Annotated in this window: 14 protein-coding genes; all 14 read right to left on the bottom strand. The window is 63.2% G+C overall.

The features are described 5' to 3' along the window. Positions 1-120: 120 nt before the first annotated feature. On the bottom strand, positions 121-1,707 hold the full coding sequence (locus MUM_RS0115065) for an arylsulfatase (RefSeq protein WP_010171139.1): 1,587 nt from the start codon (positions 1,705-1,707) through the stop codon (positions 121-123). A 76-nt stretch (positions 1,708-1,783) separates the two neighbouring features. After that, on the bottom strand, positions 1,784-2,785 hold the full coding sequence (locus tag MUM_RS0115060) for an HAD family hydrolase (RefSeq protein WP_010171136.1): 1,002 nt from the start codon (positions 2,783-2,785) through the stop codon (positions 1,784-1,786). After that, positions 2,782-3,831 carry a BatD family protein gene (locus tag MUM_RS01000000132565; protein WP_010171133.1) on the bottom strand — a complete coding sequence of 350 codons (1,050 nt, stop codon included), beginning with the start codon at positions 3,829-3,831 and terminating at the stop codon, positions 2,782-2,784. The genes MUM_RS0115060 and MUM_RS01000000132565 overlap by 4 nt, the downstream gene beginning before the upstream one ends. Continuing rightward, entirely contained in the window at positions 3,828-5,327 is a 1,500-nt protein-coding gene (locus MUM_RS0115050) for a vWA domain-containing protein (protein WP_010171131.1), read from the bottom strand. The genes MUM_RS01000000132565 and MUM_RS0115050 overlap by 4 nt, the downstream gene beginning before the upstream one ends. Beyond that, complete coding sequence (locus MUM_RS0115045; RefSeq protein WP_010171129.1) at positions 5,308-6,315, bottom strand: vWA domain-containing protein; 1,008 nt, start codon at positions 6,313-6,315, stop codon at positions 5,308-5,310. Before MUM_RS0115045 ends, MUM_RS0115050 begins: the two co-directional genes overlap by 20 nt. Next, positions 6,302-6,769, bottom strand: a complete 468-nt coding sequence (locus MUM_RS0115040; protein ID WP_010171127.1) for a DUF4381 domain-containing protein — start codon at positions 6,767-6,769, stop codon at positions 6,302-6,304. Before MUM_RS0115040 ends, MUM_RS0115045 begins: the two co-directional genes overlap by 14 nt. Continuing rightward, on the bottom strand, positions 6,766-7,701 hold the full coding sequence (locus MUM_RS0115035) for a DUF58 domain-containing protein (protein WP_010171125.1): 936 nt from the start codon (positions 7,699-7,701) through the stop codon (positions 6,766-6,768). Before MUM_RS0115035 ends, MUM_RS0115040 begins: the two co-directional genes overlap by 4 nt. Further along, complete coding sequence (locus tag MUM_RS0115030; RefSeq protein ID WP_010171123.1) at positions 7,698-8,672, bottom strand: AAA family ATPase; 975 nt, start codon at positions 8,670-8,672, stop codon at positions 7,698-7,700. The genes MUM_RS0115035 and MUM_RS0115030 overlap by 4 nt, the downstream gene beginning before the upstream one ends. A gap of 24 nt (positions 8,673-8,696) precedes the next feature. Further along, the gene (locus MUM_RS0115025) at positions 8,697-9,278 is read right to left on the bottom strand and encodes a hypothetical protein (RefSeq protein ID WP_010171121.1); all 582 of its coding nucleotides are present in this window, start codon (positions 9,276-9,278) and stop codon (positions 8,697-8,699) included. Then, positions 9,275-10,027 carry a DUF2092 domain-containing protein gene (locus tag MUM_RS0115020; RefSeq protein ID WP_010171120.1) on the bottom strand — a complete coding sequence of 251 codons (753 nt, stop codon included), beginning with the start codon at positions 10,025-10,027 and terminating at the stop codon, positions 9,275-9,277. The genes MUM_RS0115025 and MUM_RS0115020 overlap by 4 nt, the downstream gene beginning before the upstream one ends. Before the next feature lie 12 nt (positions 10,028-10,039). After that, positions 10,040-11,077, bottom strand: coding sequence for a hypothetical protein (locus MUM_RS0115015; RefSeq protein WP_010171118.1), 1,038 nt, complete (start codon positions 11,075-11,077; stop codon positions 10,040-10,042). Next, on the bottom strand, positions 11,074-11,979 hold the full coding sequence (locus MUM_RS0115010) for a transporter (RefSeq protein WP_010171116.1): 906 nt from the start codon (positions 11,977-11,979) through the stop codon (positions 11,074-11,076). Before MUM_RS0115010 ends, MUM_RS0115015 begins: the two co-directional genes overlap by 4 nt. Before the next feature lie 59 nt (positions 11,980-12,038). Beyond that, positions 12,039-13,439 carry a DUF1254 domain-containing protein gene (locus tag MUM_RS0115005; RefSeq protein ID WP_010171114.1) on the bottom strand — a complete coding sequence of 467 codons (1,401 nt, stop codon included), beginning with the start codon at positions 13,437-13,439 and terminating at the stop codon, positions 12,039-12,041. A 12-nt stretch (positions 13,440-13,451) separates the two neighbouring features. After that, positions 13,452-14,897, bottom strand: coding sequence for a DUF1254 domain-containing protein (locus MUM_RS0115000; protein WP_010171112.1), 1,446 nt, complete (start codon positions 14,895-14,897; stop codon positions 13,452-13,454). Positions 14,898-14,901 lie beyond the last annotated feature (4 nt).

Genomic DNA, 14,901 nt, shown 5'->3' with positions numbered 1-14,901 from the left:
AAGCACCGCGGTCAGCTTATTGGGGCTGCTGCGCAGCCCAACGGGGGACAAGCCCCCTCGCCACAGGAAAAGCCCCCTCGCCACAGGTTACGCGCCGCTCGCGAGAACGGCGCTCAACGGCTATTGCGCCGGGTTAGCCTTCATTTTTTCATCAATCTTCTTGTCCACGGCGGCGCGGATCTGGTCGATGCTGAAGCTGGCCGGTTTCTGGCTCGGCGGGTACTCGATAAAGGTCTCGAGGAACTTCGCCGATTTGGTCACCGCCACTGCACCCAGGTAGACGTTTTTGGTGCTCCAGTCGTAGTACTGGTCAGACACCACATCCGCCCGTTCATACGGGTCCATCCTCAGGTTGAAGATCTTCGGCACCCGCAGTTGCACGAACGGTTCGCTCCACACCCGGAAACCGCCCGGCTGGCGCTGTTCGGCGAACACCACTTTCCAGTTGTCGAAACGCACGGCCACCAGCGCGCCGTCGTCGTTGAAGTAGAAGAACTCGTGACGTGCGCCTTTGGGCTGTTGGCCGGTCAGGTAGGGCAGTTGGTTGTAACCGTCCAGGTGCACCTTGAAGTTGCTGCCGCCAGCGGTCGGGGCCCAGCCCTTGAGCAGCTTGTCTTTCACGTCCGCGTCACCCGCGGCGGCCAGCAGGGTAGGGAACCAGTCCATGCCCGAGACCATTTCGTTGGAGACTTCACCGGGCTTGATCTTGCCTGGCCAACGAATGATCGCCGGCACCCGGTAGGCGCCTTCCCAGTTGGAGTCTTTCTCGTTGCGGAACGGCGTGGTGGCCGCGTCCGGCCACGAGAACTGGTTCGGCCCGTTGTCGGTGGTGTAGACCACGATGGTGTTGTCGGCGATTTTCAGGTCGTCGAGGGTTTGCAGGAGTTTGCCCACATCGCCGTCGTGCTCCAGCATGCCGTCTGCGTATTCGTTGCCGGGCATGCCGCTCTGGCCCTTCATCGAGTCACGCACATGGGTGAACACGTGCATGCGCGTGGTGTTCATCCACACGAAGAACGGTTTGTTGGCTTCGGCCTGTTTCTTGATGAACGCCTGGGCGGCGGCCGTGGTTTCGTCGTCGATGGTCTCCATGCGCTTGGCGGTCAGGGCGCCGGTGTCTTCGATCTTGCCGTCGGCGAAGCTGTGGATCACGCCGCGCGGGGTGTTGGCTTTGACGAACTCGGCGTCATCCTTGGGCCAGTACGGACGCTCCGGCTCTTCTTCGGCGTTGAGGTGGTAAAGGTTGCCGAAGAACTCGTCGAAACCGTGGTTAGTGGGCAGGTATTCATCCTTGTCCCCCAGGTGGTTCTTGCCGAATTGCCCGGTGGAATAGCCCAGCCCTTTAAGCGCCTGGGCGATGGTGATGTCGCGTTTTTGCAGGCCTACCGGCGCACCCGGGATCCCCACCTTGGACAAGCCTGTGCGCAACGGCGTCTGGCCTGTGATAAAGGATGAGCGCCCGGCGGTGCAGCTGTTCTCCGCGTAGTAATCGGTGAACATCATGCCTTCTTTGGCGATACGGTCGATGTTCGGGGTCTTGTAGCCCACCACACCCATTGAGTACGCGCTGATATTGGTTTGCCCGATGTCATCACCGAATATCACCAGGATATTGGGTTTTTCGGCGGCCCCGGCTAACGCCGAGATCCCCATCACCGAGGCCGCCACCAGGGCGAGCTTCGGTAGCCACTTGCATCTGCGAGTCATATGACTTGCTCCTTTCTCGGCTTGAGTCGCATTGCCTGCGACCAACGTTTATTACAGTCCATCGCGACGTCTTTTCTTATTGCACCTGCTTTTGCACAGCCGGCTCGAAGGGGTAGATACGGTTCCATTCGGTCGCCATGTCCACCACGTTCCAGCCTTTTGTCTTTGCTTCATCCAGCGCCTTGTCCAGGCGCCCGATCGATGAATTTCGGTCATAGGCCCACTCGCGCTTGGCGTCGGTGTGGTGCACCAGGCCCATGAAGCGCTTGCCCGGGCCTGCGGCCGTCCACTGGAGCATTTGCAGGTCGCCGTCGGAGTTGCCGAAAGCCAGGACCGGCCGGCGGCCTATGATCGAATCGATGCTTTCCGGTTTGCCCGGGCCATCGTCGTTGTGGGCAAGCTTGGCGGTACGCAGTACCTGCGGGGCGCCGTCCTTGATCTGGAAGGCGGTGACAAAGTTGGAGCCGATCACCTGTTCCGGTGGCACGCCGTAGACCACTTCGGCAAAGGCGCGCATGAAGGCGGTATCGCCGCCGGAAACGATGTAGGTCTTGAATTGCTGGCTGCGCAGGTAGTCGAGCATTTCCAGCATCGGCTGGTAGATCATCTCGGTGTAGGGCTTGCCGGTTTTCGGGTGGCGGGCCTGGGCGAGCCAGGTTTTGGCGTTGTCGATGAACGCGTCGGTGGTGAGGCCGGTATGGGTCGCGCCGATGATTTTCAGCAGGCCTTCCATGCCGCTTTGGGCCAGGGCCTGGTGATCGTTTTCGAGCACGGCCTTGAACGGTTGGGTGGTTTTCCACTCCGGGTGCTGGGGGGCCATGCGCTTGATTTCGTCGAAGGCAAACAGCACCTCGAAGTACGCCGGTTGTTCGGTCCACAGCGTGCCGTCGTTATCGAATACGGCGATGCGCTCGGCCGGTTTTACGTAGTCCCGGGAGCCTTCGGCAGTGACGGCCTGGACGAATTCGATGATGTGTTTTTTGCTCGGGCCGTCGTTCCACGAGGGCAGCGGGTCGGTGGCCAGGGCAGGCAGGCTGATAAGCAGGAGAAGGGGCAGGACAGAACGGAGGGACGTCATGGGAAATCCTTTTCGCGACGGGGGTTCAGTGGTAGCAAGCGTAGTCGACGAAACAGCCAGCGCAATGCCTCGCAGCCACGTCGCCACAGCGGCGGAATACGTGGCCAGATGCCATGTACGAGGTACGCCGCCAGCACCAGCACCACCAACGCAGAGCCCCAGGCCAACCCGTGGCGCGACAACTGCCAGCGGCTGTGTTGGCCGAGCTGCTTGAGGTCTTCGGCGATGGAAAATGCCGGAGTGTAGGCGCTCGCCGCTGTTGCCTCGAGGGTGACCTCAGGCACTCGGGTGATTTGCAGGCGATGGTTGCGGCTGTCCCACCATTTCACGCTGATGGCGGGCAGTGTGTATTTGCCGGCTTGCTCGACGCGGTACACCAGCCGGTCGATGCGCTGGCCGCCGCTGATGTTGCCGCGCCCATCATCCAGGTTGCTGATGACCGGCGACTGCGGGTAGCGGCGCAGGCCTTTTACCTGCGCTTGGTCAGGCGGCGGCAGGGACAGGCCGGGGGTGTTGTCGGCTTGCAGGGTGAGCGTGCGGGTGAGGGTGTCGCCGACCTTGAGCGGTGGGGTGCTGACCGTCTGGGTCAGGCGCAAACCCTCGGCCACCAACACGCTTTCTCCGGGATCGAACCCCGGCGGCTGGGTGGCCTGGAACGACAGCGGTGCAGTCTGCGCACTCAAGGGGGCACTGGCTTGACCGGGCTGGGCCTGCACCGTCAGCGCCGGAATGGTAAAGGTCTGGGCCACGGCCGGTGTGATGCGGTAGCGGTAGCGCATGCCGTAGAAGGTCTTGCCCTCGATCACCTGGTTCAGGTGCTCGGACTCACCGTCCGGCGCCTGCACCCGCGCACCGTTCAGTTGCAGCGGCGGCAGGCTGGCGGCGGCGGTGAACCAACTGTCGGTCAATACATCGACCTGCAGTTGCACCTGCTCGCCCACCACCACGTTGTTGCCCGGCACCAATTGCGCCTGCACCCTCAGTTGCGGTTCGACCGCCCATAACGGGCTCGCGGCCAGCAGCAACAGCCAGCAGAGACGGTTCATGGCTGGGCTCCCTGGTCTTGCAGGCTGAACTTGCGCCGCAGGAAGTTCGCCGGGGAAGTGGTCAGGTTCTGCAACCACAACGCATCGTTGCTCGCCTGTTCGGTCTGGATCGTCTTGCTCTTGCCCTTGCCGGCGGCCTTGTCGAACTTGACTGCATCGGGTTTGACCTCGGGGGCGTTGTCCGAGGCGTTTTCGGTGTCCTTTTTCAGTGCCAATGCCAGGGCCAGGTTGGCGCTGGCTTCGGGGAACTGCGGTTGTTGCTGGAGGGCTTGTTGATAGGCGGCGATGGCATCGTCGAACTTGAAGCGGCGTACGTGGATATTGCCCCGGTAGAACGCGGCCTGCGGGGTGTCGAGCTGGGAAAAGGTGGTCAGGGCCAGGTCGTAGTCGGCGGCGTTGTAGGCGGCGATGCCTTTCCAGTAAGGGTCGACAAACAGTGCGGCAGCGGCGGGGTAGTGATGGTGCTCGAAGGCCCAGCGGCCCTGTTGGTCGCGGGTGAAGAAGGCGTCGGTCAGGGCATTGGCCTCGGCGGGTGCCGGTTGCAGGCACACCCCCAGCACCAGCACCGCCATCCAGTTCAGGCTCCAGCCCCGGCGCACACTGAACAACGCCAACAGCAGCAGCGGCCAGCACAGCCAATAGCCGGCGTCCTTCCATTGCAGGTTGCGCTGTTGTTCGTCGGCGCTCTGGAAGTGCTGTTGGGCGTGCAGCTCAACCCAGTCCAGATCGTCATCGTTGAGGGTCAGGCTGCCCAGTGGTGCGTCGGTGGCGGCCGCCAGTTGCTTCAACGCGCCGGCGTCGAAATTCACCCCGACCGCCAGTACCAGCACCTGCAACGGGCTGTCTGCGAGGTGTTGCTTGAGCTGCGGCAACTGCGCGAGGTCGGCGCCATCGGTGATCAGCAACAGGCTGCCTGGGGCCTTTTCGGCCGCCAGCAAACGCTTGGCCTGGTCGATCACCCCGGCCACATCCCGCCCGGGCTTGCTGATCAGGTCGGTGGCCAGGGCCTGGATAAAGCTGTCCAGCAGCGCCGGGTCGTCAGTTGGCGGCAATACCAGGTGTGCGCTGCCGGCGTACACCATCAATGCAGTGCGCGCACCCTGACGGCGCTGTACCAGGTCTTGCAGCTTGTGCTTGGCGGCCTGTAGCCGGGTAGGCGGCACGTCGGCGGTGTCCATGGACGGCGACAGGTCGAGGGCGATGATCAGCGGCGCGCGGTTTTCCAGGAAGTCGGGGCGGTCCTGTTCCCAGGTGGGGCCCGCACTGGCCAGCGCGCCGAGGACCAGCAAGGCGCTGGCCAGGTGCACCGGCCGCAGGCGATGAGGGTCCGTCGGCGTGAGCAGCAAATGCGGCAACAGATGAGGCGCGATATTGCCCCGCAGCCAACGTTGCAAGTCCTTGCTGCGGCGCCACAGCAACGGCAGCAACAAGCCGAACAACCCCAGCAGCAGCCAGGCCGGGCGCAGGAAGTGGAAGTCACTGAGGTTGAGTTCCATCGCGGGCCTCCCGATGACGCTGGCTCAGGTGCGGCCACAACGCGGCGATCACGTGATACAGCGCCAGTACGCCAATGGCCGCCGCCAGGGGCATCCAGAACAGGTCACGCTTGGGCTGGTGGCTCAGGGTGTTCACCTGGTGCGGGGTGATCTGGTCGAGGGTGGCGTACACCTGGTCCAGGGTGTTGCGGTTTTCCGCGCGGAAATACCGTCCACCGGTGGCGTCGGCAATCTGTTGCAGGGCGCTGAGGTTGACCTTGGCTTCACCCGAGGCGTCAGGGTCGCCAATGCCGATGGTATGAATCACCACGCCCTTGGCGGCCGCCATCGACGCCGCATGGTCCGGCGGGATCGCGCTGCTGGTGTCGTTGCCATCGGTGAGCAGGATCAGCACTTTCTCTTGCTCATGGGCCTGGTCCAGCAGTTTCAGGCTCAGGCCGATCGCATCGCCAATCGCGGTGTTGGGCCCGGCCATGCCGATGCCGCTGTCGTCCAGCAGCAGCGACAGGCTGGCATGGTCGAGGGTCAATGGCGCCTGGGGGTAGGCGCCGCTGCCAAACAGGATCAGGCCGATGCGGTCATCTTTGCGGCGCTGAATAAAACCGTGCACCACTTGTTTGACGGCTGCCAGGCGGTTGATCTTCTGGCCGTTGGTGTCGGTGAAATCCTGGGTTTCCATGGATTGGGAAATGTCGATGGCCAGCATCAAGTCACGGACCGGCTGTTGGCGTTCGATGGGTTTTTCGATCCACACCGGACGGGCGATGGCCAGCACCAGTAACGCCCAGACCAGCAGGTTGAGCAGCAGTTGCCGGCGGTTGGTGCGGATGCCGCTGGCTGCCGGCGTCTGGCCGACAGCCCGGCTGAGGCTGGCAAAGAACGGCACGCGCACGGCGCTGCGGGCTTCGCGGTATTCCGGCAGGTAACGGTAGGCCAGCCACGGCAGCGGCAGCAGCAGCAACAGCCAGGGGTAATCAAGCTGCCACATGATGATGCTCCACCCAGGCTTTGCACTGGGCCAACAGCTGTTCCCGCTGGGCGCCGGAAACGTCCGCCGAGCCATACGCAAGGCTTGCCAGTTGGCGGCTGAAATCCTCCGGCAGCGGGGCACCGGCATGGCGCAGCAGGAACGCCTGCCAGTCGGCGCCGCTCAAGGTCGGCACGCGCTGGTGCTCCTGCGGCGCAAGGGGCATCGACAGGGCTACACGCTTGAGCAGTTCGGGCAATTCGCGCAGGTCGTCGAGCGCGTTGAGGCGCGCCAAGGCTTCGCGGCGATAAGCATTGCGCCGCCAGCGCAGCCAGGCGCGGATGCCCAGCGCCAGCAAGGCAATTGCCAGCAACCCCAGCAGCGCCCACCAGCCCCAGGTCTGCGGCCAATAGCTGATCGGGGCAGGCAAGCCCATCTCCTTGAGCTGTTCGATGCTCGGCACATGGCTGTTCATCGCCGCGCTCCCGCGCGCCGGCCCAGTTCATCGCGCAGTTGGTCAACGGCGGGCAGCGCGGTGCTGATCATCAACAACGGCACCTGGCTGCGGCGCAGCAGGCTGGCGACGTCCTTGAGGCGGCCACCGAGAAAGTCGCCCAACGGCTGGCGCACCTGGCGTTTCTGTACCGCCAGTTCGACCTGCAACTGGCCCTGGGTAACCATCAGGTGCCCGCTGTCCGGCACGTTCAGCGCCAGCGGGTCGTAGACCTGCAGGGCGATCACGTCGTTGTGGGCCGACAGCTGCCGCATCAATTGCAGGGTGCGCTCACCGGCCCCGGCGAAGTCACTGACGATGCAGATCAAATGGTCATGCCCGGCCAGCGCCAGGCACTGTTGCAGCACCTTGTCGAGTTGGCCGTCGGCTTCGTGGTCCGGGTTGGAGGCGCTCAGGGTGGCGTTCTGTTCGACGATCCGGCTGCACAGCGTTTCCACACGTTTGCGGCTGCGCAACGGTGCCACGCGGTCGATGCGTTCATCGTTGAACACCAGGCCGCCGACCCGGTCGCCGGCGTTGAACACCATCCACGCCGCCAGCGCGCCCAACTCTGCCGCGATGGCGGATTTGAAGCTGCGCACCGAGCCAAAAAACATCGACATGCGCTGGTCGACCACGATCAGCGCCGGGCGGTCGCGCTCTTCGGTAAAGGTGCGGACCACCGGTTTGCCGGTGCGCAGCGAGGCACGCCAGTCCAGGTGACGCAGGTCATCGCCGGGTTGGTAGCGGCGCAGCTCATCGAAGTTCAGGCCGCGCCCGCGCAGCCGTGAAGCATGGTTGCCGGCGAGGATGCTGCCCTGGGGCTGGCGCGCGACAAAGCTCAGGCCGCGGGTCTGGAACTGCAAGGCCATCAACTGCCCCAGGGACACATAGACCAGGCCGTCGGCGTTCATGCCGGTATCGCCACTTTGTCCAGCAAGCGGTCCAGCACCTGGTCGGCGGTGACGCCATCGGCCACCGCGTCGTAGCTCAATTGCAGGCGGTGGCGCAGCACCGGATGCGCCACCGTGCGCACGTTGTCCGGGGTGACGAAGGCCTGGCCTTGCAGCCAGGCATCGGCGCGGGCGGCGCGGTCCAGGCCGATGCCGCCACGGGGGCTGGCGCCGAGGCTGATCCAGCGCGCCAGGTCGGCGTCGTAGTCGGCGGGATGGCGGGTGGCGTTGATCAGGTCGATCAGGTAGCGGTCGATGGCGGGGGACACCTGGATCGCGCTGACTTCCTTGCGTGCGGCAAAGATCACCTCGGGGGCAAGGGTGAAGCCCTGGGTCGCTGCGGTGGCTGCGTGCTGTTCTTCTTCGCGCAGCAGGCGCAGCACCTGGCTTTCGTTGTCGGCGCTGGGGTAGTCCAGCAGGACTTTCATCAGGAACCGGTCCATCTGCGCTTCCGGCAGCGGATAAGTGCCTTCCTGTTCGATGGGGTTTTGGGTGGCGACCACGATAAACAGCTCGGGCAGCGGGTGGCTGGCACCGGCCACGGTGATCTGGCGTTCTTCCATCGCTTCGAGCAACGCCGCCTGGACCTTGGCCGGGGCGCGGTTGATTTCATCGGCGAGAATCAGGTTGCCGAACAAGGGGCCGGGCTGGAAGCGGATCTGGTTCTGGCCGTCCACCTGGTGCAGCACTTCGGCGCCGGTGATGTCCGAGGGCAGCAGGTCGGGGGTGAACTGGATACGGCTCATCTTTGCATCCAGGTGCCGGGCCAGGGCCTTGACCGTACGGGTCTTGGCCAGCCCCGGCAGGCTTTCCAGCAGCAAGTGACCGTTGGCCAGCAGGCCGATGAGGATCTGCCGGATCACCTGGTCCTGGCCCAGTACGCTTTCGGCGATGCTGGCTTGCAGGGCGGTTAAATCGTTGAGCGCTGTCATCACAATCATCCTTGAAACAGTGGGTCACCAGGGCGCGGCGACCACGATGTACTGCACGGAACTGCCGACGTATTGCGGCTGGTACCACGTGGGCCCGCAGTGCTGGTAGGCCACGCCATTGGCGACCACCGAGACGCAATCCACCGGCACCGTGGTCACGCGGGTACCGATGGCGAGGAGGGTCGCCGTGGTGGCGCCGACGACGGCTGCGGTCGCCCACGGGTGGTACCAGTCATCTCCGTGGGGTGGCGGAGGCGGTGGAGGCGGTGGCGGTGGCGGCATCGGATGCGGTTGTGGCCCGGGTCCCGGATAAGGATGTGGGCCAGGTTGTGGTCCCGGGCCTGGATACGGATGCGGCCCGGGCTCGGGGTGCGGTGCTGGTTGAGGATGGGGCTGCGGGTGCGGCTCCGGGTGCGGCGGCATTGGCCGGGGCGCGGGCATCGGGTGCGGCGCAGGCATTGGCGGCCGGTAACCGCCGCCACCACCATGGGGCACCACAAACGTCCGTGCGCCGCCACCGCCACGCAGTTGCCAGGCCTGGGCGGCCAGCGGGTCGAACAGCGTCAGCAGCAAACTCGCGGTCAGCACCGCCGCCGTGCTTTTCATGGCTGTTCTCCCTGAGGCTCCAGCTGTTGCAGGGGCACCGCGCGGGCGCCGGCCGGTGGGCTGAACTCAAAGTCCTTGGCCGCGGGCGGGCTGTTGAGTTGCCACAGGTAGTTGACGCTGTGCCGGGGGTGTTCGGCGGTGTCGCGGCGGCTGATGACCAGCCGGCATGGCAACGGCTGCGGGCCTTGGCGAATCCACAGTTGCCAGTCGATGTCCGGCTGGCGGTAGGCGTAGTGGGTGCAGGTCTGGCCGTCGATGGTTTCGCTGCCGATCAGCACGGCGTTGCTGATGCCCACCTCCCTGGCGGTGCCGGGGTTCCAGCGGAACAGGTCGGCCAGGGGCAACTCGATGCCATAGCGCTCGCTCAATTGATCCAGCAGCCCGCCGATGTTCGCCGGGGCTGCCTGGTTGGCGAAGTAGCCACTGCGGCTGTCGTACAGGGTGAAGCTTTTACCGTTGTAGAACAGGCTGCGCCGTTCACCGTCGCTTTCCACCGAGACTTGCAGCTTGTCCGGTTGCATCGCCACGAGGCGGGTCTGGTGGCTGAATTCGATGGTCTGGCCGTTATCCAGCACCTGGTCGGTGTGGCTGTGGGCGTCGATGCGAAACTGTTGCAGGCTGCGCAGGTAGCCGCCCATCTGCTCCAGGGCGGTCAGGGCCTTGGGTTCAAGTTCGTCGGCCCAGGCCGCGGTATGGGCACTGAATATCAGGCCGATCAACAACACGCGTGTGCACTGAAAACTGCGCATGGCGCACCTCGTTCAAAGCATGAAAGTCGGGATCACCGGGATAAACGACAGGCGGAAATTCCAGCGGCTGCTGATCAGGTCGTCGGCGTGAATCACCGAGTACTGCACCTCGCCGGAAATGCGCACCGGCAGCTTGCCGAAGTACACGATCCGCCCGGCCCCCAGGCCGATGGGGAAGTTGACCTTGTTGCCGCCTTCGGCTTTCCAGTTGACGGTGACGTTGGGTGTCATGCCCACCCGCCATTGGCTGGGGCCCGGAATGGTGCGCTGGATGAAGTACTGGATATTGGTCAGGCTCACGTCTTTGCGCCGGGCATCGCCGCCCACCGACCACCAATGCTGGGGGAACACCCCTAGCGTCCAGTCTTCACCGAGGTAGGCGGCTACAAATGCCGGACCGAGGGAGTACTTGCCGGTGCCCAGCACGTCTTTTTCAGCGGTGGGGAACATCGCCGTCGGGCCGAAGCCCCAGACCATCTTGCCGCCATTGGCAAAGCGCACCGGCTGCTTGGGGGAGAACACACCCACATAAGCCAAGTCACCGAAGCCCGAGGTGCGGTCGAACGGGTCATTGACCACCGAGGGGAATGCCCGGTCGGTCAGCACCCCATAAGGGCTCATGCCCACCAGGTCGCCGGCCTTCTGGTTGACCGGTGCGCTCACATAGCTGACGGGCAGGCGGTTGATCAGGTTCCAGTCTTCACCGAGGGAAATCGGGAAGGTGGGCATGAAGCTGTATTTGCCCAAGTAACGGGTGCCATTGCTGTGGGGGCCCTTTAGGGCGCTGTAGTCGAACTGATTGAACAGCAGCACGAGGTTGCCCACCGGGTTGTCCATCAGCTTGGCGATCTGCTCGGTAGAGGGCTCGCAGCCGGCCTTGACCACTTGCTTGAGGTCGATATCAAAGTTTTGCTGCAGGCGGTGGCAGGTCTCGGCGTCGGCTTTGACAACCGGGCCGGAGGCGGTGCCAAGGTCTGGCAGGTTGGCGGCGGACACACCGACACTGCCGAGTAACCCGGCATAGAGCGCTGCGTAGCGCACGCTGTTCACCAGACGTACTGCAGGCGGAAGGTCCAGGTGTTTACATCCGGCGAACCGGTGCGCTCGGACACCGTGTCGTTATAGGCGATCAGGCCGCCAAATTGCGGTGACAGCATAAAACCCAGGCTGGCGCCCAGCAGGCCGTTTTCCTGCTTGTTGTCTTGCCAGTCGCCGTCGATCTTACTTTCGCCGCCCCGGTTGTAAGTGGCGTCCAGGGAGACCCAGAGGGCGCGGTTGATGGTGTAGCTGTAGTGACCTTCGATGGCATACAGCGGCTTTTGATCCAGCTTGCTGTCACCGTGGTAATCCTTGTTGGCGCCGAACAGTGACACGTAGGTATTGATCTCCAGCCAGGTCGGGCCGATGGGCGTACCGAAGGCCAGTTCCGGCTTGAACACCCAGCGGTTGGAGCCGATGTTGATGATGCGGTCCTTGTCATAATCGCCGGTGGGCATCGTCACCCACAGCGCGCCGGTGAGGAATGTCTCGGGCTTCCAGCTGGCAAACTCCTCGGCGCTGAGTGCGGGGCCGCCGAAGATGTTATGGGCAAACACCACCTGCGTATCACCCATGCCACCGTTGTGCTTGGTGCCGCTGAAAAACTGTGCGTTGTCGAAGGACGCCGAAACATCGGCGTAAGGCTGGATAAACTGGATCGCGGTATTGCGCCCGTCGATGTCAAATGAACGGGCGTAGCGGAACAGATAAAGGTCGGCATTCAACGACAGGCCGGTGATCGGCAGCGTGGTGTCGATCGGGGTGTTGGTGTCGACCCGGTTGTAGTAGCCGAACACCAGGTTCAAGTCCTTGGGGGTGTTTTGCCAATCCCTGGCATTGTCGGCAAACCCTATCCCTGGCATCAGTGCCAGCGTGGCGGCGGTAAACGCACTCAATTGACTACGTGAAACCATGGCTCTACTCCTTGTAAATGCCTGATGTCAGGGGTGCAGCGGTGCTACTGGATCAGGCGCTATTTGATCGGTGTGAGCGGTGGCAGCTTCCATTGGCCGCTACCTACCTCAGGCTTGGGCAGGTAAATGCGCAATACGGCGTAGAACGGGCCGGGTGGTGCCGGCAGCCAGTTGCTTTGTTCGGCTTTCGGTGGCTCGTGGTGCGCCACCAGCAAGGTCAGGCCGCCGTCGGCGTCAAACTTGAAGTTGGGCAACATCCGCGAGTTGAGCAGGTAGCGCTTCTTCAGGTTGGGCACCAGCAGCTTGGTCTTGGCGTCGTACATGGTCAGCGACCAGAACGCCTCGGCCGGTGGCAGTTGGTCCTTGGCGAAATGTACGGTGTAGCTGTGACGTGCACCGTTGGCCGGTTTGCCCTCGCTGTCGACGAAGTAGCTCAAGTAGGCGGCTTCATCTGTCGAGTTGCCGAAGATCCCGAGGTTGGCGCCCACGTAGCGATACAGATAATTGTTGTTGAGGTGGTCCCGCGAACCGAAAAAGTCACCGCTGGCAACCTGGTGAGTGTCGATCTTGTCTTTCTTGAACGCGGCAAATTCGGCCTTTCCGTCGGCAATCCCGTCTTCCAGCGCCTTGCGTTGCTCAGCCGTCAGGGCCTTGAGGTCAAACGGCTTGCCCGCCTCGACGCCGATTTTGGCAAACCGCGCGAGCACGTCTTTCTCACTGTCCTGAGGGGCTGCGTAACCCAGCATGAAGTTCAGGTAGCGGAACAGGTGGATGCTGTCGCTCATGGTGGGGGTTGGCTTGGGCCAGGCAATCTTCGGCGGCTTGACGGGTTTGGGTTGGTTCACGTAGTTGCTGAGGGTCTGGACCTTGTAGCCGCTTTGAATCTGCTTGACCTTGCCCAGGTCCTTGTCATCGAACAACTGTGTGCGGTACAGCGCGTAGGCGATGTTGCTTTCGCTGTACACCACGCGGTCGACGTTGGGGGGCTGCTGACCTTTCCAGTTGGGGCCGGCGATCATGTAGTGCCCGCCGTTGTTGCCGGTGCTGCGGGTGCCCAGGTAGCCGAAGTTCTGGGTGTAGAGGTCGATCAGCTGCACCGAGTAGTAGCGGTTGTCTTCGATCTTCGGCAGGGTCAGCACCACCGGTTCGGCGCGCAGGTCCAGCCAGACGAAAGAGTAGGGCGTGTCGGAGTTCGGCGTGACGAACGCAGTGTCCTTCGGCGTGAACAGCTGCGCGGTGTTGCCGATATGGTTGAACGGTGCCTTGTAGTTTGGCCCGGTCTTGTCGACGGCCTGGGTGTAGAGGGTCTTGTACATCTCCACCACCGGGAAGCCATAGAGGTAGGCTTCCTTGGCGATGGCCCGGGCTTCACTCGGCGTCGCGGTGAAGTCGGCCCAGGCGCCGGTGCTCATGAGAATCGAGAGGCTCGCCAACAGCAGGCGCGTCGGAGTTCGAATCATGTTGTTGCGTCCTTACTGAATCAGTCTGATGTCGTCGAGTTTCCAGCTTTTATCGAAGTAGGCCTCGGTGGGGGCGTACAGTCGGAAATAGCTGAACCAGTGTTTGCCGGGCAGAGTTTGCACCCAGTTGCTCTCGAAGTCTTTTGGCGCGTGAGGGCCAAAGTAAAGATCTACCGATCCGTCCGCATTTTTCTTCAGGTCCTGGCGTGACGACAGGTCCGCTTTACGCTGCGGGTTGTCGATCAGGCAGCGGCTGGCGATGTCATACACGGTCAATGACCAGAACTGCTTGGCCGGCGGATTGGCGGGCACGTGCAGGGTGTAAGACTGGCCACCGTCGAGCCATTGGCCCTTGTTGTCGGTATAGGCGCCCAGGTACGTCTGGCCCAGGCCCGGGGTCTTGGAGACCATGCCCTTGGTGTTGGTCACGGCCTCGTAGAACCAGGCGCTGCGTTCCCAGAGTTGATCGTAGTAGGCCACGCGCTGGGACGGCTCGGTAATGTTCAGCACCGTGTCCCATTGCCGGTCTTTCCAGTACTGGGCCTGGGGGAAACGCTTGGCGAAGGCGTTGGCCTTGGCGATCAGCTCGCCCATCTGTGCACCTTGCTCCAGGGCCTGGCGCTGTCGATCGTTGGGGTTGAACGGTTTGTCCTTTTCGATACCCAGGCTGGAGAGCATTGCCATATAGAAGCGGTCACGCTCGTTGACCGGTTCTTTCTGGATAATCCCGTGCAGGCGCTCCCAATAAGCCATGCCCCGTGGCTGGGTGCCGGACCAGGGTTTGCCGCCGGGGGACAGCAAGCGGGTCTTGGCCGGGTTGGCGCGTTGGGCGTAGGGGTACATCTTGAATTGTTCGATCAGTGCCTTGCCCTTGGCCGGGTCGGGGTCGAGTACGCGAAAGCCCACCAGCACGTTCATGGTTTCTGACTTGGCCAGGTAATACTTGCCGGCATCGGCGGGTGGTTGCTGGCCCGGCGGCAGTACCAGGTACTTGCCGCCTTTGCCCTGGTCGGGGCCGGTCTGGCCCATGTCGATGATTGCCCGTTGCCAGAAGTCGCCGACACCGCCGGCTGTTGGCCCCGGTGGTAGCTCGATCACCAGCGGGCCGGTCTCGTTGAGGTCGACGAAGCCGAGAATGTAAGGCGTGGTGGCGTTGGCAGTGATCACACCGAGCTTGTCTTCGTAGGTGGTCAGCACCATCAGGTCGCCGCTGCGCGCGCCGAGCTTGGTGCTGAATTCGTCCTGCCATTGGGCGTAGGACACCAGCGGCAAGGCCCAGAGAAAACTCTGGGTGGCCTGCTGGAAATCCAGCTCGCCATACAGCTTGGCAATTTCGCTGTGGGCCGGCAGCTCGCCCTCCATGGTGATCGGGCCGATGCGTGTATCCAGGGGCTGTGCCTGTACACCGGCAGCCAGGGTTAACAGGCAGAAACCGGCACTACGAATCAGAGCGTGCATGACA

The organism is Pseudomonas sp. PAMC 25886 (assembly GCF_000242655.1).
Classification (GTDB): Bacteria; Pseudomonadota; Gammaproteobacteria; order Pseudomonadales; family Pseudomonadaceae; genus Aquipseudomonas.
Note: the sequence above shows the minus strand (reverse complement) of the source record. Positions and strands in the feature narration are given on the sequence as shown.